Here is a 21,918-nt window from a genome sequence, read left to right as displayed (position 1 = left end):
TTTTAGGTAAAAATTAGTATATGAAAAATTTACTTTACTTGTTGTTAGTACTTTTATTAGGATTTTTGTTTTTTTCGTCTAGTCAAACCTATGAAGAACAGTCACTGATTGAGAACTTAGAACAATGGCTCCCTGAAAAACCGCTCGAAGGCTCTTTGGCGAGCATTCAAATCCCCTACGGAAACAGTATCGTCTCCATTGAAGATCGTGGTTATTATCGCTTCATCGAATTTCTGATCAGAAAAGGTGCACATTTTGTTCTGTTCGGATTGGTGGGACTGACTTGGTTTTTGTTGTTAAGTAAATTCAAACCCATCCTTCTACGATTCACCATTTCGTTCCTGTTAACATTTCTTTGTGCTTGCTTCGACGAATACCATCAATCAATCACTGGTGGCCGAACGCCATCTTTCCATGATGTCTTGCTTGATATGGCAGGGGCCTGCTTCTTTATCATTGTGTATGTGACTGTTCGTTGGTTGTTGAGTAGCCGGAAAAAAATTAGAAAACATAGTTTTAGTTATGGAAAGCGCTGATTGGACGCTTTCCTTTTTTATGTTACAGAGCACCTTTTACTTGGCTCAAGATACTATCACGACGTGCTTGTTTCATCGCCTCATAGTCATCTCGTAGACTTTGTGCATGCGACTTATCAAAACCGTTGGATGTTAAATCCTTCTCAATAATGCCGATCAAGCTGTTGAATGCTGCATCTGTGCTTGCTTCAAGGCCTTCAGCAGCCCCCATGTATTTGTTATAGAAATAACCGATACTGATGCTTTCGCCATTTGCTTTTTTCGTCGAGTACTCTGATTTTGCATTGGCAATGAGTCCATTGATTCTCGAATTTGCCTGTGCTTGGAGAGCTTCCAATGATGGCGTATATTTCGCTTTTATTGATTTAACTGTCGGTTTCTCATCATCTGCTTGGGCCGTTTCGTTTGAAGACGATCCCGGCTTGTCTGTTGTTGTATTGTTATTACCAGCTGATGATGATGAGCCTCCCGATGTTGCATTGGCCTGATTTGAAGTAGCCTCTGAATTGGAAACAAGTTCCCCGGAAACCTCTTCTAAAATATTCCCCTCTTTATCGACGGCAATTTCGGTACCATCGGGAAGTTCGATGATGTAATTGTCTTCAATAATTTCATCAACCTTCTCATCTGCCACATCATAGGTTCTAAACTTAAACTCGTATAACGCATACCCACCACCAAGCACGACCAGAAGCACGACCACTAGCGAGACATACAGCAACCACTTTTTACTCTTTTTACGTTTCTTTCGTTTTCGCTTCTTTTCCATAAGGAGCCTTTACCTCCAATAGCAAAACTTGGTAATTTTCGCTTCATCATTGAAATTCCCCAGAACACCCTTGTTCTGGGGAATTGACTAAATAAAATTAGTTAGCAGGTGTATAACCAACAATATCCACTGTATATCTGATGCCAGCTACATTAATCGTAATTTTTTCATCAAACACTTGTCCAAACTGGTTAAGATCAACAACAGACTTGCCTGATTTTCTTATTGCTTCATCAATGAACAAATCTACATCTTCTACCACTGCTTCACGATTGATATCTAAAGTTGAATAATCAAAGTAGTTACTACGCATAAATTCTTTTGTATGTGTACCAGCAGTGACTGTTGTTGAAGTAATAGTTAATAGAGTATCAATTTGTTCATTAGATAATCCTTTTACTAAATCAGAGTAGTCAACACCTTCTGTTTGAGTTTTCAATGCCGTACGTACATCAGCAATTGTTTTGGTACCTGAACCAGATTTAATTGTAAATGTGATTGTATTTGTTGATTCACTAAATGTAATAGAACCAAACTCTTCAATTTTACTATTATTCTCAGAAGTAACTAAATTCTTAATTGCTGCATCAATAGCTAATTCAGTTGCCGAAGGAGTTGATGGTCCTGGCCCAGGTAATCCTGGAGCTGGAGTTCCCGGTTCTACCGGCGTTTCACTTCCACTTTCATCGACTTTCACTACTTCTTTAATTTGATCTTTTACTTGATCGTAGTTTGTGATGACATCTTTAATGTCTTTGCCTTCTGGGATTGCCAGCTTTTCAATTTTAGATGTAGCATCCAGTGTTAGTTTTGTTGTTGCTGATACTGTTACTTCTTTTGCTTCGACACCTGTTAGGTTAACTGTCAGGTTATCGGCAATTGTTAATTTGTCAGCTACCATGTTTTTCACTTGTACATTGTTTCCGCTCACCGTTACTTCTGGAATTGAATAACCACCTGCATCGAATGTTGCATTGCCAGCCACTAAGTTAAGGCTCGCCACACCTAGAATTCTTTTTGCCGTTGCTTCAGCTGCCACAGCTTCTAAAGAAGCTAATGCCGCTGTTTGCCCAGCAAATTTGAAGTTGACTTTTGCTCCTTTTAAAGCAGCCGCGTTCGAAGCGTTAAATACTTTTGCCAGGTCTCCTTCAATCGCATATGTACCTTTGTTTGTGATGATTTGACCATCTTTAATGTCCACTACTTTCTCAACAGCATTTGCTGCTTCTGCTTTTACTACAAATGTCGCAAATTGACCACGTGTCACATTCGATGCGGCACCGAATGTCGTTGGTGTCGTACCTGTTGTTACACCGTTTGCAAATAGTGCTGTAATGTGTTCTTTATAAGGGTTCTTCGCAATATCCTTGAAAGGTGTCGTCGCATCCCCAGCTTCTAAATCGAAGGCATTTTTGATGATAACGGCCATTTGCCCTCTTGTTAACGTTTTCGTCATGCCATAAGTACCATCTTCAAAACCTTTGATGATGCCCGCATTTGCTAATGCCGCGATTGCCCCATAGTATGGGTGTCCTTTTGGCACATCTTTAAATTTTGGATCGGTTACATTGACCGTATCTAATTTTAGAACGTTTGCTAGGATTAGCGCTGCATGGGCGCGATTTACCGATTGTCCAGGCTTAAATGTATTATCCGGATAGCCCTTTACTAATCCACGTTCTACTAGATTCATAACTGTATTGTAGTGGGAATTACTTGTATTTAAATCTTTAAATGTGCCGGCTGCTGCTTCTGTAGCTGTTGGTGCTATCGCAACCACTGACCCTGCTACCATTGCCGTTGCAAGTGCTGTATTAAATAGTTTTTTACTCGTTTTCTTATTCACTCTATTTCCTCCTATTCAAAAACTTCACAAGTATATATGTATAATAATACCATATTACTATATCAAATATATACCTTTTCTGGTATTCTCTTCAAGTTTACTCTATCTAAACTCACACAAACTACAAATCTCATAGTTTTTACACTTAAAACCTCAATTTCCAAAAACTATCATTCCAATTATATACAATACACTATTTTTATACCATTTTACTAGAAAAATTGGAAACAAATAGGCATTATGGTATTTTCTTAATCTATTTCTTGATTGAACGAGGAACTTCTCCTAGGAAAATTGTCTATTTACAAGAGGGAATTTGGATGGATGACCTGGAATTTGTGGCGCTTTCTTAAGACAAAAAAAACTCCTTTGACAAATGTCAAAAGAGCGATCGTTTGTTACCTACTTATTATTTTGAAACACCAATTCCTCGATTTCTGCCACGGGCACAGGCTTCCCATAAAAGTAGCCTTGAACTTCGTCACATTTTAAGTCATTTAAGAAATCTGCCTGTTCTTTCGTTTCGACACCTTCCGCAATGACTTCCAGGTCCAGCGTTTGGGCTAAATGAATAATGCCTGTTATGATTTTGGCATCGTTTGGGTCAATTAAAATATCATTCACAAAGGAACGGTCAATTTTCAACCGGTGAATCGGGAAGTTTTTTAGATAACTCAGCGAGCTGAATCCTTTCCCGAAATCATCGATGGCAATCTGGACACCTAACTGATTCAGCTCCTCCATAATGGAAATGGCATTGGACACTTCCATGGCCATCGATTCAGTAATTTCCAATTCCAATAGCTTCGGATCAATATCGTATTGAGCTAGGGCATCCTGGACTTTTTCAACAATTGCGTGACTCAAGAAATCCTGTGGAGAAAGATTGATGGCGATTTTGATTGGTGGTAACCCACGCCTCTTCCACTCTGTTAGCTGCTGGCAGGCTTTTTGCAGGACGAATTCCCCTAAAAGATTGGCTATTCCCAATTCCTCCGCCAGTGGAATAATATCACCCGGCATGATCAGTCCAAATTTCGGATGGTTCCAGCGTATAAGCGCCTCTAATCCAATAATCTCTTGGGTGTAAAGACAAACCTGTGGCTGATAATAGAGTTCCAAATGATTCATTTCCATGGCATATGTAAGTTCTTGCTGGAACATTAATTTCTCAAAATAGCGATGCTCCATGTTAGCCTCATATAGTACAAAATTGTTTTTACCATTTTCTTTTGCACGGTACATCGCCGTATCTGCTCTTCGGATTAAAGGAATCGTGTCCTTCTCCCCGTCCTGATAGATGGAGACACCGATACTTGAACTCATTTGAAATTCATAGTTTTCAATCACAAAACTTTGTTTGAATAATTCAATAATTCCGCTTGCAATGGAAGTCACCTCATCCATATCCTGAAAATCATTTAGTAGGATGGTGAATTCATCGCCCCCCATCCGGAAAAGCTCGGCATGGTTGGGTAAGAAATCCCTTAATCGATTACTGATCTCCACCAGAAGCCAATCACCTTTTTCGTGGCCCAACGTGTCGTTGATGAATTTGAAACGATCTAAATCTAGTAAAAACAGGGAAAGGTTCCCCTTCTCTATTTTCAAACGCTCCAGACTATCAATCAGCTTTTGTTGGAAGCTTCTTCGATTCGGAAGACCCGTTAAATCATCATGAAAGGCTAAGTAATTTAATCGTTCCTGGATATGATATCGCTCCGTTACATCCTTTATTTGACAAAAGGCAGCTGTCAGTTGGCCCAGCTCATTATAAAGTGGTATGCCATCGACTAAAGCAACGGTTTTCTTGCTGTTCTTTTCATTTGTAATCCACATTTCACGATCGGTTAAGTCATTGCCTGATAAGATATCCTTAATCTGGGAACCTAAAGGAATCGTCTCATCTACTAAGATGCCCTTTTCCCATCCTGTCATGTTCTCTGCAATCGTGTTTATTTCAGTAATCTTCCCTGTTTTATCAAGCTCGATAATGCCGTTTTTGGAGGATTCGATGACGACTTGATTGAGAATATTTAATCGAGTATTGGATTCTCTCAGCTGTATTTCTCTTTCAATTGAATTGACCACCGAATTCAACATGGCTAACAGAAGCGGACTTTGATAATCCAGGAATGTGGAAATGGAAATTGTCCCCTTTTTTGTTCCGTTCGATTCAAATGTGAAAGGAACCGAATAGCAGGCATTCCCATGAAGGTACGGTTGATAGTGTTGATTCCCTATCACTTGCATCGGTTGGTTTAACCTTAATGCCAAGTCGATTGAATTCGTACCCACTCGTTTTTCTGCAAACGATGAACCTGGTTTGATGCCGACCGCTTCCATCGCTCCTTTAATTTCTGCATCCCCCAGAATATCGAGCAATATGCAGTTTTCATCCGTAATCATAAGTATAAATGGCAGTCCTTCGATCATTTGCAAAAGTTGATTTGCAAAAAAATCAAGCACATCAAACAGCTTTCGAAACTCAAATAACGTCTCACTAAGCTGCTGGCCACTTATATTGTATGGTTGTGGAATGGCATCTCTGTCCATCCCAAGCTTTTCACACCTTTTGATCGATTCTATAATAAAGAGCGGTAGTTGCTCCTCACTTTTTTCCATGTAGATAGTACTCCCTTCAAAAAACACCCATTCCAACTGATGAACTATTCTTTAATTTTCTATGCGTCAACAATTATAGCATAAAATACCTATTTTAATAAATTTTAACGAATGTTCCATATTATAGTAAGAGGTTAGAAGAGGATTCGCCCATACAGCTGTCTATCTATTGGTGATTATGACCATTCTACCTTCTCGCACCATACTGCTTTAGTATCCCTTCCATAAAGATTTCCATAAATACCTTACTTTCTTCCTGAAGGTTGAAATCTTTTCCAAAAGCAATCCAATCATAGAGATTCCCGCGCATACATCGAGCGATTAGCATCGCCATTTCTTTAGAATTTGCTTCTTTCACCAACTCTCCACGTTCTATCGATGTATTGATAAAACGAATGAGAATTTTATAGACACTTCGCTCCGTATTCGTAAAATAATGATTTTCACTTTCGATCAATCCGTTCGTGTAAACCGTTCTCATTAAATCTTTGCCCAATTCATGCTCTAAATAATTCATTTGCCCATGAAATAAGGTTAAAATTTTCTCTTTAAGAGGTGCTTCCTCATCGATTGTTTGGATAAAGGTCTCGTAGAAAGTATCAATCTCTTTAAATTTTTCTAGAAAGATTCCATATTTTGAATCAAAATGACCGTAAAAGGCACCTTTCGAGCTATTACTTTTTTGGACAATTTCATCCACTGTCACCTGGTTAAACCCTTTTTTCTGAAATAACTCCAATGCCGTTTCAAAAATCCGCTGCTTTGTTTTCTCTGCTTGTAATTGTCGACTCCTTTTCCTCATAGTAGGTTTCCCCATTTCCAATTATTTGTTTATATCTTCAAACTATAGACCATATTGTGACTATTTATCTACTATTTAGACTATTTATCTGAATTATCAGAATAGTATTGACATTCATTTTCTTGTTGATTTATTATTTAGACTATAGTCTATGAAATGACGTTTTTCAAATTTGAAACCGTTTACTTTAGGGAGGGGGGTCAAGGATGGACATTATGGGGAATCGAACGTTTCGTTCACTGTTGGAGGAAAAAGTATCTGCTCATCCTGATAAAATTTTTATCGCTTTTGAAGATGCACATGGAACTCAAACGACCAGGACCTATCGTGAATTTTATGACGAGGTGCTAAAGCTGAGTAATGCTTTGCTCGATTTGAATGTAGGGGTGGGCGATCATGTCACCCTCCATTTACCAAACAATATCGAGTTTTTAACGACCTGGTTTGCACTTGCTCATATTGGTGCGATCATGGTGCCGACGAATATTTTGGCGAGTAGCACTGAAATGAATTACATCCTCAATCATTCTGAATCTGTTTTATTGATCACAGAGGAAGAGCATGTTGAAAAGTTCCAAGGGATGATTGACGAGCTGCCTACGATTCAGCACATCATTTTAACGCGCTTCCAGAATGAATCATCAAACCTATTAAATTTTCATCACCTCATAGAAAATGCTTCTACGGCTACAAGTCGTTTTCCAAAAGTTTCGGCTGACGATGTTGTCGGCATGCTTTACACATCAGGGACTACTTCCAAACCAAAAGGCGTTCAAGTGACAAATGCAAACTATCTATTTACTGGCGAACTCATGTCAAAATCCATTGGCGTAACCGAGGATGACCGAATGTTTATCGTCCTGCCGCTTTTCCACGGCAATGCCCAATACTATTCCACAATGCCCGCACTCGTAGTTGGCGGAAGTCTTGCATTGACGGAAAAATTTAGTGCTTCACGCTATTTTAAACAAGCAAAATCACTAGGTGGCACAGTCGGCTCCTTATTTGCTGCACCCATTCGAATGATTCTGGCAAAGGATTATGATGCAGAGGACCTTGATAATCCTATTCGTTTAGTCATGTTTGCCCAAGCCATTGCAGCACATCAAATCGAGGAGTTTGAAGACAAGTTTGCCTTAAAATTATTGCAGCTGTATGGCATGACCGAAACAGTTGGCATCCCTCTGCTCAATCCATTAAACGGGATTCGGAAAAATCTAAGTATCGGCAGACCTAGCATCGGGTATGAGGTCAAGCTTATCGATGAAAATGGAGATGAAGTGGAACGGGGAGCAGTTGGTCAAATTGCCGTCAAAGGTGTTCCTGGCCGTACAGTGATGAAGCAATATTTTAAAAATGAAGAAGCCACTCGGGAAACGTTACGGGACGGTTGGTTATTGACCGGCGATAATGCACGAATCGGTGAAGATGGCTATTTCTACTTCGTGGACCGTGTAAAGGATATGATTAAGCGATCTGGTGAAAATGTTGCTGCCCAAGAAGTTGAAAGCGTTTTAACTCAACATCCAGCCGTTTATGAAAGTGCTGTAATCGGCGTACCAGATGAGATGCGGGATGAGGCAATCAAGGCTTTCGTTATCTTAAACCAAGGAATGCACGTGACGGAGGCAGAGCTGCTCGAATTCTGTAAAGGCAGATTAGCTAAATTTAAAGTACCCGATTCCATCGAGTTCGTTCAGGAATTCCCACGAACGCCCGTTGGAAAGATTCAAAAACATATTTTAAGAAATTCTATTTCAATTAAATAATGTGAAAGCTGGTGCTGTATGAAAAAAGCGAAAATTTTATTGGCTAGTTTAGTAGGGTCGATTATCGAATGGTATGACTTTTACCTGTATGGAACTGCAACAGGGTTGGTCTTCACTTCCCTTTTCTTCCCGAACCATGACCCGGCCGTGTCGATTTTAATCGCCTTTGCCACTTTTGGAGCTGGTTATGCTGCGAGACCCATCGGAAGTATTATTTTTGGCCATATGGGCGATCGGATTGGCCGAAAAGCATCCTTAATGCTGACACTGATTGGGATGGGGGGAAGCTCGTTTTTAATTGGACTATTGCCTACCTATGCCCAAATCGGAATACTGGCACCTGCTTTATTAGTTATATTGCGATTAATGCAAGGAATCGCGCTTGGCGGAGAATGGGGAGGAGCTGTTCTTTTAGCAACCGAATCCGCAAACAAGGGAATTCGTGGATTTTTCGGCTCAGTCCCACAATTAGGGGTTCCAATCGGTTTAGTATTGGGTACATTTAGTTTCACATTAATCAGTGCGTTAACGACGGAAGCACAATTTATGGCTTGGGGATGGCGTATTCCCTTCCTATTTAGTATCGTGCTGATTGTCATTGCGGTTTGGATCCGAAGCGGAATCGAGGAGACACCGGAGTTCCAAAGAAAGAAAGAGCAAGGAGAGCTTGCGAAAATCCCTGTCGTTCACGTTTTCAAACATAACGCGAAAGATATTTTCCGCCTAATCGGCTTAAAGCTTGGGGATGGCTTCTTCAATGTATTTTTAATGTCCTTTATCTTGGTTTATGCGACGACTTATCTAGATTACTCTCGGGATACGGCTCTTCTAGGGTTAACGCTAAGCTGTGCAACGATGATCATTACAATTCCGCTTGTCGGCTATCTGTCTGATTTTATCGGCCGCAAAATCATTTATACGGGTGGCCTTGTCGCGATGATCGTGTTATCGATTCCTTATTTTATGGCTATCCCTATCAGTACGTCCTGGTTCTTTACAATGCAGGTTGTTTTATTGGGCTTTGTCTGGGGAGCCATTTTTGCAACGCAAGGTACATTATTCTCCGAGCTCTTCCCTGCAAACGTTCGTTACACAGGGCTATCTCTCGGCTATCAAATTGCAGCGGCCATCGTAGGATTCGGTCCAATGATTTGGACAGCCATGGGGGCAAATCTAGGCGCCTCTCCATTTGCCTTTGGCGGCTTCATGATTGCCAGCCTTGTCATTTCATTAATCCTGATTCTCTTCGCCCCAGATACTCGTGTCGTTACACAGTATGAGGATGATGTGGATGAAGATAACATCTCGCATCTGAATAATGAGGCGGAAAAAGAGAAAGCGGTTCATCTTTCTTAAAAAAGCAGCGAATCACGCGAAAGTTGTGTCCTTCATCTCCTTGATGAAGGGCATTTTTTGTGTATCGGTTGTTGAGGATGGGCTTTGTTCTTAGGATGAAGTTCCTGCCGCGCGTCGGAAAAAATATCGGAGACATGAATTTTGAAGAGTTGTGGGAACTATAAGGACAGATGGTTACAAAAGTATTAAGTACGGCAAGAGTCTTTAAGAGCTACCCTTCTATCGTAGCTGCGCGTAAATCGTTTTTTGGTTAAATCGAGTGTGCTAAAGAGGAGAGAGTTTTCTTTCTTCTTGGTGCTTTATTGAGAAATATAAATAGATATCCATGAAAAAAGATTGTCTTAGCGAGTCACAGACAATCCCTTTGTGTTTGATTTTTCTACTAATGGTTTCAAATGTATTGCCAGTTCGTTGACAAATTCTTTCACCGTTATTTGCTCATTTTCATTGCCTCGCTGTATCGCATACTCCAAAATTTGTTTAAACTCTTCCTGAATATCCATGCCCTCCACAACCACTACCTCCAAAGCAATTCATATCTATCTATGCAAATATCTTCCCACAAAAAATAGATTGCAAACATTAAAATACTATAAAATATTATTACATATATTTAGAAACTGTTTTGTTTATGTATCAAGCGTTGAATAGTTTGTGTGCCAGGCACGCACACAATTCGATAACAATTCAGAATTATTTCGAAGTTGTATGGGTGCCAGATACAAGATCGGTCCAAGCTTTGTAGCCTTTTCCATTCAGGTGAATTCCATCCAAGGTATATTCTTTTTTCAATTGTCCATTTTGATCGATGAAAGATGGAAACAAATCCAGAAAATGAACATTGAGTTCTTTCGCTGTTTGTTTAAGCGCTGTATTAAATAGTATGACTTTGTCATTCGTTACTTTATTGCCATAGATCGAGTTGTTTACTGGGAGGATGGATTGAATGTAGATTTCCGATTTACTATTTGCAAAGGTATCAATAATTTTCCTAATATTATCAATATAAACAGCTTGCTCTACTTTTGTTCTTATATCATTTACCCCGATCAGCAAGTACACTTCCTTGGCATTCCTGCCTACCACTTCATGAATCCGATTCAACACCCCTGCGGAAGTATCTTTACTGATTCCTCGGTTCAATATTACTTGATCCGGGAAAAACTCATGAAACTCTCCATGATCCGTAATGCTGTCGCCAACAAAGATTTTATCTACATAGGACGTTTCCGTAGTTTCGAAAATATCCTTCTTCTGCAAGTAGTAGCTTGAGTATGTGGGCGAAACTTCCAACCCATCGAATTCCCTTTTCAAGGAGCCATTCCCCCCTCTTTTGGATAGAACAAACAAACCAAAGATAACTAAACTTAAAACCAATGACACCATGAATAAATTCTTTCTTTTTTCCATACGCCATTCCCTCTCTTTCTAGGCTGCATTCACTTCTTTGGGAAGGTTTCCTTATGACACTTTTACCATTTAATCGGCATTTTTGCTACTCTGCAATTATGTTCCCCAAACTTTCCCTGCCAAACTGGTTGGATAATTGAATTTATAAATTATCGAATTTGATTGTCTGTCCGCTTATAGATTGATCCATCTTTACAATCCAAGGATGTACCAAACTATGCTGAATAAACCGGCTGGGCCGCATCGATTATCGTTACATCATATATATTCACTTTTAAATTAGCTTCCCCAAGTAATAACCTGATAGCAAAACTTAATATAAACAATATTAATGATAATTATTTTCTCTAAATAATTTTATAAATAAAAAAGCTTGCAGACAAAATTTGTCTACAAGCTGGGTTTATTCTTATTTAGCGTATTCGACTGCGCGTGTTTCACGGATGACCGTTACTTTGATGTGACCAGGATAATCGAGTTCTTCTTCAATGCGTTTGCGGATATCTCGTGCTAAACGGTGTGAAGCTAGATCGTCAATTTTCTCTGGTTGAACGATGATACGGATTTCGCGTCCTGCTTGAATCGCGAATGATTTTTCTACTCCATCATAGCTTTCTGAAATTTCTTCCAGTTTTTCTAGACGACGAATGTAGTTTTCAAGTGTTTCGCTACGTGCGCCCGGTCTTGCTGCTGATAAGGCATCGGCAGCTGCAACAATTACTGCAATGACAGATGTCGCTTCCGTGTCACCATGGTGAGAGGCAATACTGTTGATCACAACAGGATGCTCTTTATATTTTGTGGCAAGCTCTACACCGATTTCTACGTGACTGCCTTCAACCTCGTGGTCAATGGCTTTCCCGATATCATGTAGTAATCCTGCACGTCTTGCTAATGTCACATCTTCACCAAGTTCTGCCGCTAGCAGTCCTGATAAATGAGCAACTTCGATTGAATGCTTCAGTACGTTTTGACCATAGCTTGTACGATATTTCATACGGCCAAGGATCTTCATAAGGTCAGGATGTAAATTGTGAATTCCGACTTCAAACGTTGTTTGTTCACCAGTTTCACGAATTTGCTCGTCCATTTCACGACGTGATTTCTCCACCATCTCTTCTATGCGAGCTGGATGGATTCGTCCATCTTGTACTAATTTTTCAAGTGCAAGACGAGCTGTTTCACGACGGATTGGATCAAATCCAGATAGAATGACTGCTTCTGGCGTGTCATCGATGATTAAATCGATACCCGTTAGTGTTTCCAGTGTTCGAATGTTACGTCCTTCACGACCGATGATACGGCCTTTCATTTCGTCATTCGGTAAGTTTACAACGGATACGGTTGTTTCAGCAACGTGATCTGCTGCAAAACGTTGTAGTGCTAGTGATAATATCTCACGAGCTTTTTTGTCAGATTCTTCTTTTGCACGTGTTTCTGCTTCTTTGGTCATCACGGCAATATCAGTTGAAAGTTCGTTTTCAACTTCTTTCAGGATGATCCCCTTCGCTTCTTCGCGCGTTAGGGCTGCAATACGTTCAAGCTCTGACGTTTGTGCGCGTACTAGCTCTTCCACTTTACTTTCCATCTGTTCAATATGCTGTTGTCTGTCAGTTAGAGCTTCTTCTTTTCGCTCTAAGCCTGATTCTCTCTTATTCAGAGCATCATCCTTGCGATCAAGATTTTCTTCTCTTTGCAATAACCGGTTTTCTTGTTTCTGAAGCTCTGCCCGGCGTTCACGGATGTCTTTTTCTGCTTCAGTTCGAATTTTGTGAGTTTCATCTTTTGCTTCAAGTAGTGCTTCTTTCTTCAAGGCTTCCGCTTCTCGCTTAGCTTCATCAATGATTAGCTCAGCTGAATTTTTCGCACCATTTACTTTTGATTCGTTCACCTTTTTCATATAGAGATAGATAACAACGCCACCAACGATGAGTCCAAGCAAAGCGGAGATAATGTATTCCATCATTCGAACACCTCCTCTTGCTATATTCGTTTCATTTTCAGTCGGCCCATACATTGACTAAAGTTTTTCAAAATACCAAATTCATTTATAATTTGATAATCTATTGTTTGCAAAACTTACTCTTTCAACATACTGCCAATTTCATTTCAAAATTTAGAAATTATACAATTTTAATTGTATAGCTCTAACCTAGCAATGTCAAGGATTCCCACGAGACCCCACCAAATAATGTAAGCTTAATGAAGTAGTCTAAAATCACCTTATAAGACTTTAGAATTAATTTTCTGAAAATTTCGAGAGTCTAACGATATACTCTTGTTTCTAAAATACCTAATAACAAAGATATTTCTAACTATTATTGGCAAATATACTATTTTCTATTCATTTTAAGAAAAATTACGTATATTTGATGATTGATTGGGAATAATGCAGTGAAGTTTCCAGTAATGCTAAATTTGTTGATAGGTTAAAGTAATGAAATGGCGTTCGCATAGGTTCATCGAAGCCATTGTGCTCAGAATCCAGCCACTTTCTACGATAATTTCGCCACTTCAAATTCTTCAAATTTACAGACTGCATGATCTATCCGCCAGATATTGTGTTTTATCCGCCACTTTTCTTAATATATCCGCCAACTTTTGCAAATATCCGCCAACTTTTTGCAAATACCCGCCAAAACATTGCATTTATCCGCCAAACTCTGTTCTCGTAACATCTACCTTACATACTCGTTAGCTCACTTTTAAAACCGAAAAACCCGCCACAACAAGTTGGGGCGAGTTCACGAAAGACAATCCTATTCTTCATCTAGTAATAAAGCTAGTTCTTTGTCCATTTCTTCTTCTTCGTCATGCGCACCAATTGTGTATGAGTTGGCTGTCATGCCGTAAGATTCACGGATTTGGTTCGATACTTTTTCACGGATTTCAGGATTTGCTTTAAGGAAGGCTTTAGCATTTTCTCTACCTTGACCAATGCGTTCGCCGTCATAAGCGTACCATGAGCCGCTTTTTTGGATGATATCTAGTTCTGCACCGATGTCGACGATTTCGCCTTCTTTGGATATTCCTTCACCATACATGATGTCTACTTCTGCAGTACGGAATGGTGGCGCTACTTTGTTTTTCACGACTTTAATTTTTGTTTTGTTCCCGATCATTTCAGTGCCTTGTTTAATTGTTTCTGCACGACGTACTTCAAGACGAATTGACGCGTAGAATTTAAGGGCACGTCCACCAGTAGTTGTTTCAGGGTTACCGAACATAACACCGATTTTTTCACGTACTTGGTTGATAAAGATTGCTAGTGTATTAGATTTGTTGATGATCCCTGAGAGTTTACGTAATGCTTGAGACATTAAACGAGCTTGAAGACCCATGTGAGAGTCACCCATTTCGCCTTCGATTTCTGCTTTTGGTACTAGGGCAGCAACTGAGTCGATTACGATAATGTCAATCGCACCACTGCGTACTAATGCTTCAGCGATTTCTAATGCTTGCTCACCAGTGTCTGGTTGAGAAAGTAATAGCTCATCAATGTTAACACCTAATTTTTGTGCGTAAACTGGATCTAGTGCATGCTCCGCATCGATAAATGCAGCTTGTCCACCTTTTGCTTGGATTTCAGCGATTGCATGTAGGGCTACAGTTGTTTTACCTGATGATTCTGGACCGTAGATTTCTACGATACGCCCTCTTGGATAACCACCAACACCTAATGCTGCATCAATTGCTAATGAACCACTTGAAGATGTCTCCATTTGGCGATCTGATTGTTCACCTAGCTTCATGATAGAGCCTTTACCGAATTGCTTTTCAATTTGCTTTAACGCCATATCTAAGGCAGCTTTACGATCATTACTCAAAATAATTTCCTCCTTATATATAAAAACATTATTATCAAAATTCACCGTGGATTGAAGGTTCAATCCCACTGAGGCTTACTTCATAATAACCTAACAAACCTTGTAAATTTAACTTATAATTTGCTAGAAGTTAAACGAAGTATTTTCTCTTTTTCTTATGTCTCTACTATACTTCTTTTTGAGACAAGTTTCAAGAAAAAAGCGAACATATTTTCGTTTTTTGGGCAAAATAAAAATTTGAGCTATTTTAATAGCCCAAATTCTATATTTCGACTACAAAAGTTAACCTCATGTAATCTGAGTTAGCAGCACTTTCATCACAAAGTGATAATACTCTATTATATTATATCTTTTCATAGCCTTTCTCAACAAGCAAGCGCATCAAATAGCTGCATGCAAATTTTACCGTTCGAATACGGTTGGTATTGCGCATTCCCTGCAACTGAAGCTTATGAGTATGCTCTGAATCACCAATGCTGAAACCTAGCCAGATTGTTCCTGGTGCCTGGCCATCGTGAGGATCGGGACCTGCTGCGCCAGTCAAGCCTACGCCGATGTCTGTGCCAAATTTTTCTCGAACCTTACCGGCCATAGAACCGGCACATTCACTACTGACAATCCCGCATTTATCCAGCAGCGATTTTTCAATCCCTAACTGACTCATTTTCGCTTCTGGCGTGTAAGTGACAACACCACCTACTAAGCTGCAACCCACTCCTGGAATTTCGGCAAGCTCAGATTGGAAAAGTCCAGCAGTTAAGCTTTCTGCTGCTGAAATGGTCAAATTGTTATGCATGAGCATTTCCACCAATTTCGATGCCAAAGAATCATCATTATAGCCGTAGTGGTACTCGCCGACAATAGCCAAAATTTCAGCTTCCTTCTCTTTAATGAGTGTCCAAGCTTCTTCTGGATTTTGTGCCCTTGCCGTGATTCGAAGTGTCACTTCTCCATCACTGGCAAGTGGAGCAACTGTTGGATTGGTTTGGCTATCTAGAATGTCTTGCACACGGTCTTCGAGCTCGGCTTCCCCAATCCCATAAAAACGCAATACATGGGATTGGATTACTCCACCGTCATTCAAAAGTGCTGCAAGTATTGGCTTTGCTTCAAATTGGAACATCGGCTCAAGTTCCTTGGGTGGTCCAGGAAGTAATATGTATGTATTGCCATTTTTCTCCAACAGCATTCCCGGAGCCATGCCATGATGATTTGCCAGTACTTCACTGCCTTCAAGAATCAAGGCTTGCTTTCGATTGTTTTCGGTCATCCCGCGCCCACGTGCTGCAAAAAATTCCTCGATAAAGGACAAAGCCACATCGTCCATCACTAAAGGGAGACCTAGATGTGCTGCAATCGTTTCTTTTGTTAAATCATCCTTAGTCGGTCCAAGTCCGCCAGAGAAAATGATTAAATCTGCACGAGATTCAGCAATTTCAATGGCACTTTTCAAACGAGCCGCATTATCCCCGACAACTGTATGGTAAAAGACATTAATGCCGAGCTCAGATAACTGCGTTGAGATGAATTTCGCGTTTGTATTGGCAATTTGCCCAAGCAGCAGCTCTGAGCCAACAGCAATAATTTCAGCATTCATGTACGTACCCCCTTACTTTGAGTTGACAAACACACGACGATTTAAATAGAAATACTCCCATCCGGACCAAACCGTAAAGATTAATGCCACATAAAGAGCAATCATATCAAATGGTATGTCGATCGGAGCAAAAATAGTATTGTGTAGAAGGAGTGCCGAAATCGCAACGATTTGTGCCCAAGTTTTAATTTTCCCAAGCTGGCTGGCTGCGACAATCTCCCCTTCACCTGCCAAGATCGCACGAAGTCCTGTTACGGCAAATTCACGACTCAAGATAACGATAATAATCCATGATGGGGCCATGCCAAGCTCCACTAATACAATAAATGCTGCCGCTACTAATAATTTATCTGCTAATGGATCAAGGAATTTCCCTAGGTTCGTGACAAGGTTGTATTTACGGGCATAATACCCATCCACCCAGTCCGTACAAGAAGCAATGATAAAAATTAATGCTGCCACAAAGTGATTCACCGGCATTTCTGCTCCCAGGAAGTTCATATTTCCCCATCCAAAATCAAATAGTATTACAATCACAAAAACTGGGATTAATAATATTCTTGAGACTGTAATCTTATTCGGTATATTCATTTGCTAACACCTTTCATTCGAGTAAAGTGAAACATCTGGTGAAGAACTGTTCCCTAGAACTTGGTATTCCCCACCGAGCTTCTTCGATTTTCGTAATTATTGCTAAATTTAGTATTCGTTAAAACGGGAGAAAAATAGCCATCAAATGATGACTATTCTCCTGGTTGTAATGTGATAATGATGTTTTGCGTTGTAACGGTTTGAACATACTGAAGCTGTTCGTCGTTAATAAGAACTTTTGCATTATTTGCATTCCCTAATCGAATACGAGCATATGCATTGGCAGTAGCATCAAATTCTACCACTTCTCCTGCTTTGTATACTCGATCCTCCACTTGTTCACTACCTTCTGCATTACGGATACCCACCCATGTATCGCCTGAAACCTCGATGCGAATGTTCATTGTATCAGTTCCAGTTAACTCGTACGTAGTTGTTTCACCCTGTGGGACACCTTGAGAGATGCTTTGAGTCGGAGTTGGTTCTTCTGCTTCATCATCAGCAGGTTCATCTGTTCCTTCTCCAGGCTCATCCGTTTCATCTGCCGGTTCTTCTTCATCGACAACAGGGTCTTCAGTTGGAGGAGGTGTTTGTTGTTCGTACTCAACTTGAGCATCCTCTTGAACTTCCTCTGGCTGATCGGAGGCTAATTTCTTTTGGTATAAGAACCAAAACGCTACCACACTGACGATGATAAATAGACCCACGATGATTTTAGGCATCGTCTCTAATAAACGGTTAGTCGAACGTGTATTTAGCTTCCGACGTGTCGGACTTTGGGAAATCGATTGAGCGACTTCTTCCTTTTGTTGATGAGGAATTTCCTTTTTAAACTCATCCAAGATTTCATCCGCATCCAGTCCAACTGCTTCTGCATATTGTTTGATAAATGCTCGTACATAAAAAGTACCAGGCATGATGGAATAATTTCCTTCTTCAATCGCAACTAGATATCGTTTTTGTATTTTTGTAATTTCTTGAAGATCATCCAAACTATATCCTTTAGATAACCTCGCTTCTTTAAGGCGAGTTCCGAGTTCAGTCAACAATAACACCTACTTTTTTTAATCATTTCAACTCGGGGATCTTGTCGTCCACGATTTTAATATGGATCTAATGCTTTTCATCTTAAAATATGTGACTTTTCCAGGAGTTTAGGCCACAAGCTTTGTGGTGCTTTCAAGGATTGAAAAACAATGAGCAAAAAGTCAAATCATGACCTGCCATTGACTTCAAATGTAAAAATGCTTTTGTTAAAAATTAAATCCTCCACCAAAACCGCCAAAATGGTCATTTTGTGACATCATTTCATTTTTTTCAATGATTTCATACGTAATCACTTCATCTGGATGATGACGCAGTTCAATAATATAGTCAAAATCCTCTATTTTATATTCCGAATGTTGGACAAAAAGGTCAGGATGCTCTACTACTTTGATGGCCGGAACACGCATCATTTCTCGAACAAGCTGCTGATGTCGCTCATCTGTGGATCTTCGTGTAACTGCCCCGTCAAGAATAAAGATATTATTGTCATTAAACTCATCACCCATTAGCTGATGACGAATTGTTTGCTTGATCATGGTAGATGATAAAAAGAGCCATTTTTTATTGGCACAGACACTGGCTGCGACAACGGATTCTGTTTTACCAACACGAGGCATCCCTCTTATCCCAATTAATTTATGTCCTTCTTTTTTAAATAATTCTGCCATAAAATCAACTAAAATACCGAGTTCATCTCTTACAAAACGGAATGTATTTTTTTCATCTGCATCCCGTTCGATATAATGACCATGACGCACTGCTAGACGGTCGCGTACTTTGGGTTCACGAAATCTCGTCACATTGATGTTCTCCATTGTCGAAACAATCGATATAAAACGTTGAATGGATTCATCATTCTCCGTTTTTAATAGCATTCCCCGTCGTCCTTCATCTACTCCATTAATTGAAACAATGTTTACACGTAACATTCCCAGGAGTGATGCAATATCACCTAATAACCCCGGACGATTCACTTGGATTTCATATTCAAAGTACCATTCGCCCATAAAAAACGTCCCCCTACTAACGAAACGAAAATTTTTCCTATAAGTTTCATCATAGCGGATTTTATATGTATTGAAAAGTTAGAAACAACCGATTTTCTTCCAATTTATTAAATTTTATCATCTAAAGGTAGAAAATTAACATCAAGTCCAAGGTTTGTGTCGAATTTTGAAGAAAATACCAGCCCGTGAGTTAATTTTATGAAAGGAAAAAAGTCATATTTACCTTGAGAATAATAGAAAAAGAAAAGGAGGACAAGCCTCCTTAAACTAATTAGAAGAGATGATGAAACGAATGTAGAATTGTTCTATGATATAAGGTTTACATTAAAGGAAGTAGCATCCATGCATGATTCGTGCAAAGTGCTACTTTATAAGCCAAAAATGGCATAAAGAGTGGATACTACTGCACGCGGTGACTTTGAACTAGTTTAATGATACAGTTAGCCAGTGCATGTTTTTCATCGCCATCTGCAACAGCCCAAAGGTCTTTCAGTACGCGTTCTTGTTCGTTCTTAGGATCTACATTTTTAGCCAAATAGTCACCAATTTGAATAGCTGATTTTTCAATCATCTTTTTAGACATACCGTGTTCTTGAGCTTCTGTGACTTGTTCACCTAAAAATGATGTCCATTTTTCCCAGTTTTCTAAAAGCGCCATGTTTTTCTCCTCCTCCTTTGCACCTTTATTATGTGCAAGTTCGGAATTTATATGTACCATCCACCATTAATTCTTATAATTTGTCCAGTTACATAATTGGCTTGACCACTTAAATAGAAACTGGCAAGATTTGCGACATCCTCTACATTCCCTGCTCTGGCCAATGGAATTTCTTCATATAACGCTTGCTTTTCTTCTTCATTTAAATGCTGATTCATCGATGTATCGATCAACCCTGGTGCAATGGCATTCACTAAAATATGATTATAGGCTACTTCCTTGGCATAGGACTTCACAAAAGCATGCTGGGCGCCTTTTACGGCACTATAAACCGATTCAAGTGCAGCGCCTGCTTCTCCCCAAATCGACCCGATAAATAACACGTGACTTTTCTCGTTTTTTCGAAGCTTGGAGGAAAGAAGAGCAATGACGCGCATCGGATTCTGGACATGCACTTTCCAAAGCTTATCCATCTCTGAAACAGGCGTATCCTCTATCAATCCGTAGTAGCTATGACCTCCCGCGAACACGATTGCTTGAAGTGAATAGATTTGAGGTGCCAAGCGGTCTGCCCCTTCTTCACTTGCAAAGTCTGCTTGTACCATCAGGAATTCTTGTTCAGGGTAGGCGTTCGTTAATTCTTTTATTAATTGCTCCACCTTGGCACGCCCTTGATGATAATGCAAATAGAGCGACCAGCCATCAGCTGCCAGTCGCTTTGCTATTGCATTTCCTATCGCACCGGAAGCACCAACTACAAGTGCGAATTTTTTCATTTACTCTGCACGCTCACTGGAAGGTAAAACCTTGAATACCGTTTGCTGTGTTTCCCCTTGAATTGTTTTTAGCGCTTCAACTACATCTTGCAGCGTTAATTTTTCGATGACTGGAACTGCATCAAATAGGTTCATTTCATTGAACTCATAACGCGTAAATTGGTTCGCAATGAATTCCATAGAGTTTAAAGCTCGTAAATAGAAGCCGATTTTCTTGCGTTTTACACGTTCGATGCTATCTGCATTCAGTAAGCTTTCCGCGTTATTGACTACTTCTTTAATTTTTTGCGCTAATTGATCGGGATTGCTTGAGTCAGAACCGATTAGTGCAAAGCCATAGCCTTTTTCTAATGAGAAGTCATATGCAAAAGACTCATCGATTAAGCCACTTTCATACACATCTGTATAGAAGTTTGAGGCTCTGCCATATAGGCATTCTAATGCAATCTGAACAGACAGCTCGTGCTTCAGCATTTCTTCTCCGCTTAAGTCTGTTTGTTTTGCTTTTAAGCCGACATAGACTTTCGGTTTTTGAACGTCCATTTTCAGTTCGCGTTCTTTAACGGCTACGTCAGTTGGTTCTTCGTCAAAATGACGTTCGATTTCAGATGGCTCAGGGAATTCTCTTTTGTTTTGATTTTCCTCGATAAACGACATCATTTCAGTCGGGTCAATCGCACCAACAACGAATAATAACATATTCGATGGGTGATAGAACGTGTTGTAGCATGTGTATAAATGCTCCGCTGTAATTTTGTCGATAGACTCGATTGTTCCGGCAATATCGATTTTCACAGGGTGGTTATGGTACATGTTCTCAATCGCACCAAAATACAGGCGCCAATCCGCTTGGTCATCATACATCGTAATTTCTTGCCCGATGATCCCTTTTTCTTTATTGACCGTTTTTTCCGTAAAATAAGGCTCTTGCACGAAATTCAGCAAGGTTTCTGTACTTTTGTAAATATGGTCAGTAGCTGAGAATAAATAAGCCGTACGTGTGAATGAAGTAAAGGCATTGGCAGAGGCACCTGCTTCACTAAATTGCTGGAACACGTCCCCGTCCTCTTTTTCGAACATTTTGTGCTCTAGGAAATGGGCAATCCCATCTGGCACCGTAATAGCTTCTGATTCCCCAATCGGTACAAATGTACGGTCAATGGAGCCATACTTCGTCGTGAACGTCACAAAGGTTTTCGAAAAGCCCTTCTTCGGCAAAATATAGACATCTAACCCATTCGGTAGTTTTTTGTAATATAAAGTTTCGTCTAATTGTTTAAATTCAATCGTTTTCATGACGAT

19 protein-coding genes are annotated in these 21,918 nt (G+C 39.9%); 3 read left to right on the top strand and 16 right to left on the bottom strand.

Going from position 1 to position 21,918, the window contains the following annotated elements; translation table 11 throughout:
• The first annotated feature begins 20 nt into the window (after positions 1-20).
• Positions 21-536 carry a VanZ family protein gene (locus C1N55_RS06630; RefSeq protein ID WP_137728094.1) on the top strand — a complete coding sequence of 172 codons (516 nt, stop codon included), beginning with the start codon at positions 21-23 and terminating at the stop codon, positions 534-536.
• 22 nt (positions 537-558) lie between these two features.
• On the opposite strand, the gene C1N55_RS06625 is transcribed toward C1N55_RS06630, so the two are convergent.
• The 4 genes from C1N55_RS06625 to C1N55_RS06610 form a co-directional block, all read right to left on the bottom strand.
• Positions 559-1,305: a hypothetical protein gene (locus tag C1N55_RS06625; RefSeq protein ID WP_137728093.1), complete on the bottom strand. Its 747-nt coding sequence runs from the start codon at positions 1,303-1,305 to the stop codon at positions 559-561.
• Between the two features lie 97 nt (positions 1,306-1,402).
• Positions 1,403-3,151 carry an S-layer homology domain-containing protein gene (locus C1N55_RS06620; protein ID WP_137728092.1) on the bottom strand — a complete coding sequence of 583 codons (1,749 nt, stop codon included), beginning with the start codon at positions 3,149-3,151 and terminating at the stop codon, positions 1,403-1,405.
• A gap of 402 nt (positions 3,152-3,553) precedes the next feature.
• Positions 3,554-5,776 carry an EAL domain-containing protein gene (locus C1N55_RS06615; RefSeq protein ID WP_137728091.1) on the bottom strand — a complete coding sequence of 741 codons (2,223 nt, stop codon included), beginning with the start codon at positions 5,774-5,776 and terminating at the stop codon, positions 3,554-3,556.
• A gap of 187 nt (positions 5,777-5,963) precedes the next feature.
• Complete coding sequence (locus tag C1N55_RS06610) at positions 5,964-6,578, bottom strand: TetR/AcrR family transcriptional regulator (RefSeq protein WP_137728090.1); 615 nt, start codon at positions 6,576-6,578, stop codon at positions 5,964-5,966.
• Positions 6,579-6,784: 206 nt separating this feature from the next.
• Here C1N55_RS06610 and C1N55_RS06605 point away from each other — a divergent pair, with 206 nt between their 5' ends.
• Both C1N55_RS06605 and C1N55_RS06600 read left to right on the top strand, forming a co-directional pair.
• Entirely contained in the window at positions 6,785-8,347 is a 1,563-nt protein-coding gene (locus C1N55_RS06605) for an AMP-binding protein (protein ID WP_137728089.1), read from the top strand.
• Between the two features lie 18 nt (positions 8,348-8,365).
• The gene (locus C1N55_RS06600) at positions 8,366-9,703 is read left to right on the top strand and encodes an MFS transporter (RefSeq protein ID WP_137728088.1); all 1,338 of its coding nucleotides are present in this window, start codon (positions 8,366-8,368) and stop codon (positions 9,701-9,703) included.
• Positions 9,704-10,044: 341 nt separating this feature from the next.
• On the opposite strand, the gene C1N55_RS20460 is transcribed toward C1N55_RS06600, so the two are convergent.
• The 12 genes from C1N55_RS20460 to yfmH all read right to left on the bottom strand — a co-directional run bounded on the left by C1N55_RS20460 (position 10,045) and on the right by yfmH (position 21,912).
• Positions 10,045-10,215 carry a YwzD family small protein gene (locus C1N55_RS20460; protein WP_168193807.1) on the bottom strand — a complete coding sequence of 57 codons (171 nt, stop codon included), beginning with the start codon at positions 10,213-10,215 and terminating at the stop codon, positions 10,045-10,047.
• Between the two features lie 181 nt (positions 10,216-10,396).
• Positions 10,397-11,113, bottom strand: a complete 717-nt coding sequence (locus tag C1N55_RS06595; protein ID WP_137728087.1) for a GDSL-type esterase/lipase family protein — start codon at positions 11,111-11,113, stop codon at positions 10,397-10,399.
• A 409-nt stretch (positions 11,114-11,522) separates the two neighbouring features.
• On the bottom strand, positions 11,523-13,076 hold the full coding sequence (rny, locus tag C1N55_RS06590; protein ID WP_137730558.1) for a ribonuclease Y: 1,554 nt from the start codon (positions 13,074-13,076) through the stop codon (positions 11,523-11,525).
• Positions 13,077-13,472: 396 nt separating this feature from the next.
• Positions 13,473-13,655: a hypothetical protein gene (locus C1N55_RS06585; RefSeq protein WP_137728086.1), complete on the bottom strand. Its 183-nt coding sequence runs from the start codon at positions 13,653-13,655 to the stop codon at positions 13,473-13,475.
• 217 nt (positions 13,656-13,872) lie between these two features.
• On the bottom strand, positions 13,873-14,940 hold the full coding sequence (gene recA, locus C1N55_RS06580; RefSeq protein ID WP_305036285.1) for a recombinase RecA: 1,068 nt from the start codon (positions 14,938-14,940) through the stop codon (positions 13,873-13,875).
• Between the two features lie 343 nt (positions 14,941-15,283).
• The gene (locus tag C1N55_RS06575) at positions 15,284-16,537 is read right to left on the bottom strand and encodes a competence/damage-inducible protein A (protein WP_137728085.1); all 1,254 of its coding nucleotides are present in this window, start codon (positions 16,535-16,537) and stop codon (positions 15,284-15,286) included.
• A gap of 12 nt (positions 16,538-16,549) precedes the next feature.
• Entirely contained in the window at positions 16,550-17,128 is a 579-nt protein-coding gene (gene pgsA, locus C1N55_RS06570) for a CDP-diacylglycerol--glycerol-3-phosphate 3-phosphatidyltransferase (protein WP_137728084.1), read from the bottom strand.
• 152 nt (positions 17,129-17,280) lie between these two features.
• Positions 17,281-18,183, bottom strand: coding sequence for a RodZ domain-containing protein (locus C1N55_RS06565; protein ID WP_370452591.1), 903 nt, complete (start codon positions 18,181-18,183; stop codon positions 17,281-17,283).
• A gap of 198 nt (positions 18,184-18,381) precedes the next feature.
• Entirely contained in the window at positions 18,382-19,182 is an 801-nt protein-coding gene (locus tag C1N55_RS06560) for a DUF3388 domain-containing protein (protein WP_137728082.1), read from the bottom strand.
• 400 nt (positions 19,183-19,582) lie between these two features.
• Complete coding sequence (locus C1N55_RS06555) at positions 19,583-19,840, bottom strand: DUF3243 domain-containing protein (protein WP_137730556.1); 258 nt, start codon at positions 19,838-19,840, stop codon at positions 19,583-19,585.
• Positions 19,841-19,887: 47 nt separating this feature from the next.
• Positions 19,888-20,616 carry an elongation factor P 5-aminopentanone reductase gene (gene ymfI / locus C1N55_RS06550; protein WP_137728081.1) on the bottom strand — a complete coding sequence of 243 codons (729 nt, stop codon included), beginning with the start codon at positions 20,614-20,616 and terminating at the stop codon, positions 19,888-19,890.
• A complete protein-coding gene (gene yfmH, locus C1N55_RS06545; protein WP_137728080.1) occupies positions 20,617-21,912 on the bottom strand; it encodes an EF-P 5-aminopentanol modification-associated protein YfmH in 1,296 nt (431 codons plus the stop codon).
• Positions 21,913-21,918 lie beyond the last annotated feature (6 nt).

Origin of the sequence: Lysinibacillus sp. SGAir0095 (assembly GCF_005491425.1) — a bacterium.
Taxonomy (GTDB): Bacteria; Bacillota; Bacilli; order Bacillales_A; family Planococcaceae; genus Ureibacillus.
This window is presented reverse-complemented; position numbering and strand designations above follow the sequence as displayed.

Coding starts and splice junctions, on each gene's coding strand:
- C1N55_RS06630 (WP_137728094.1), top strand. CDS start 21: ATGAAAAATTTACTTTACTTGTTGTTAGTACTTTTATTAGGATTTTTG.
- C1N55_RS06625 (WP_137728093.1), bottom strand. CDS start 1,305: ATGGAAAAGAAGCGAAAACGAAAGAAACGTAAAAAGAGTAAAAAGTGG.
- C1N55_RS06615 (WP_137728091.1), bottom strand. CDS start 5,776: ATGGAAAAAAGTGAGGAGCAACTACCGCTCTTTATTATAGAATCGATC.
- C1N55_RS06610 (WP_137728090.1), bottom strand. CDS start 6,578: ATGAGGAAAAGGAGTCGACAATTACAAGCAGAGAAAACAAAGCAGCGG.
- C1N55_RS06605 (WP_137728089.1), top strand. CDS start 6,785: ATGGACATTATGGGGAATCGAACGTTTCGTTCACTGTTGGAGGAAAAA.
- C1N55_RS06600 (WP_137728088.1), top strand. CDS start 8,366: ATGAAAAAAGCGAAAATTTTATTGGCTAGTTTAGTAGGGTCGATTATC.
- C1N55_RS06595 (WP_137728087.1), bottom strand. CDS start 11,113: ATGGAAAAAAGAAAGAATTTATTCATGGTGTCATTGGTTTTAAGTTTA.
- rny (WP_137730558.1), bottom strand. CDS start 13,076: ATGGAATACATTATCTCCGCTTTGCTTGGACTCATCGTTGGTGGCGTT.
- C1N55_RS06585 (WP_137728086.1), bottom strand. CDS start 13,655: ATGCAGTCTGTAAATTTGAAGAATTTGAAGTGGCGAAATTATCGTAGA.
- C1N55_RS06575 (WP_137728085.1), bottom strand. CDS start 16,537: ATGAATGCTGAAATTATTGCTGTTGGCTCAGAGCTGCTGCTTGGGCAA.
- pgsA (WP_137728084.1), bottom strand. CDS start 17,128: ATGAATATACCGAATAAGATTACAGTCTCAAGAATATTATTAATCCCA.
- C1N55_RS06560 (WP_137728082.1), bottom strand. CDS start 19,182: ATGGGCGAATGGTACTTTGAATATGAAATCCAAGTGAATCGTCCGGGG.
- C1N55_RS06555 (WP_137730556.1), bottom strand. CDS start 19,840: ATGGCGCTTTTAGAAAACTGGGAAAAATGGACATCATTTTTAGGTGAA.
- ymfI (WP_137728081.1), bottom strand. CDS start 20,616: ATGAAAAAATTCGCACTTGTAGTTGGTGCTTCCGGTGCGATAGGAAAT.
- yfmH (WP_137728080.1), bottom strand. CDS start 21,912: ATGAAAACGATTGAATTTAAACAATTAGACGAAACTTTATATTACAAA.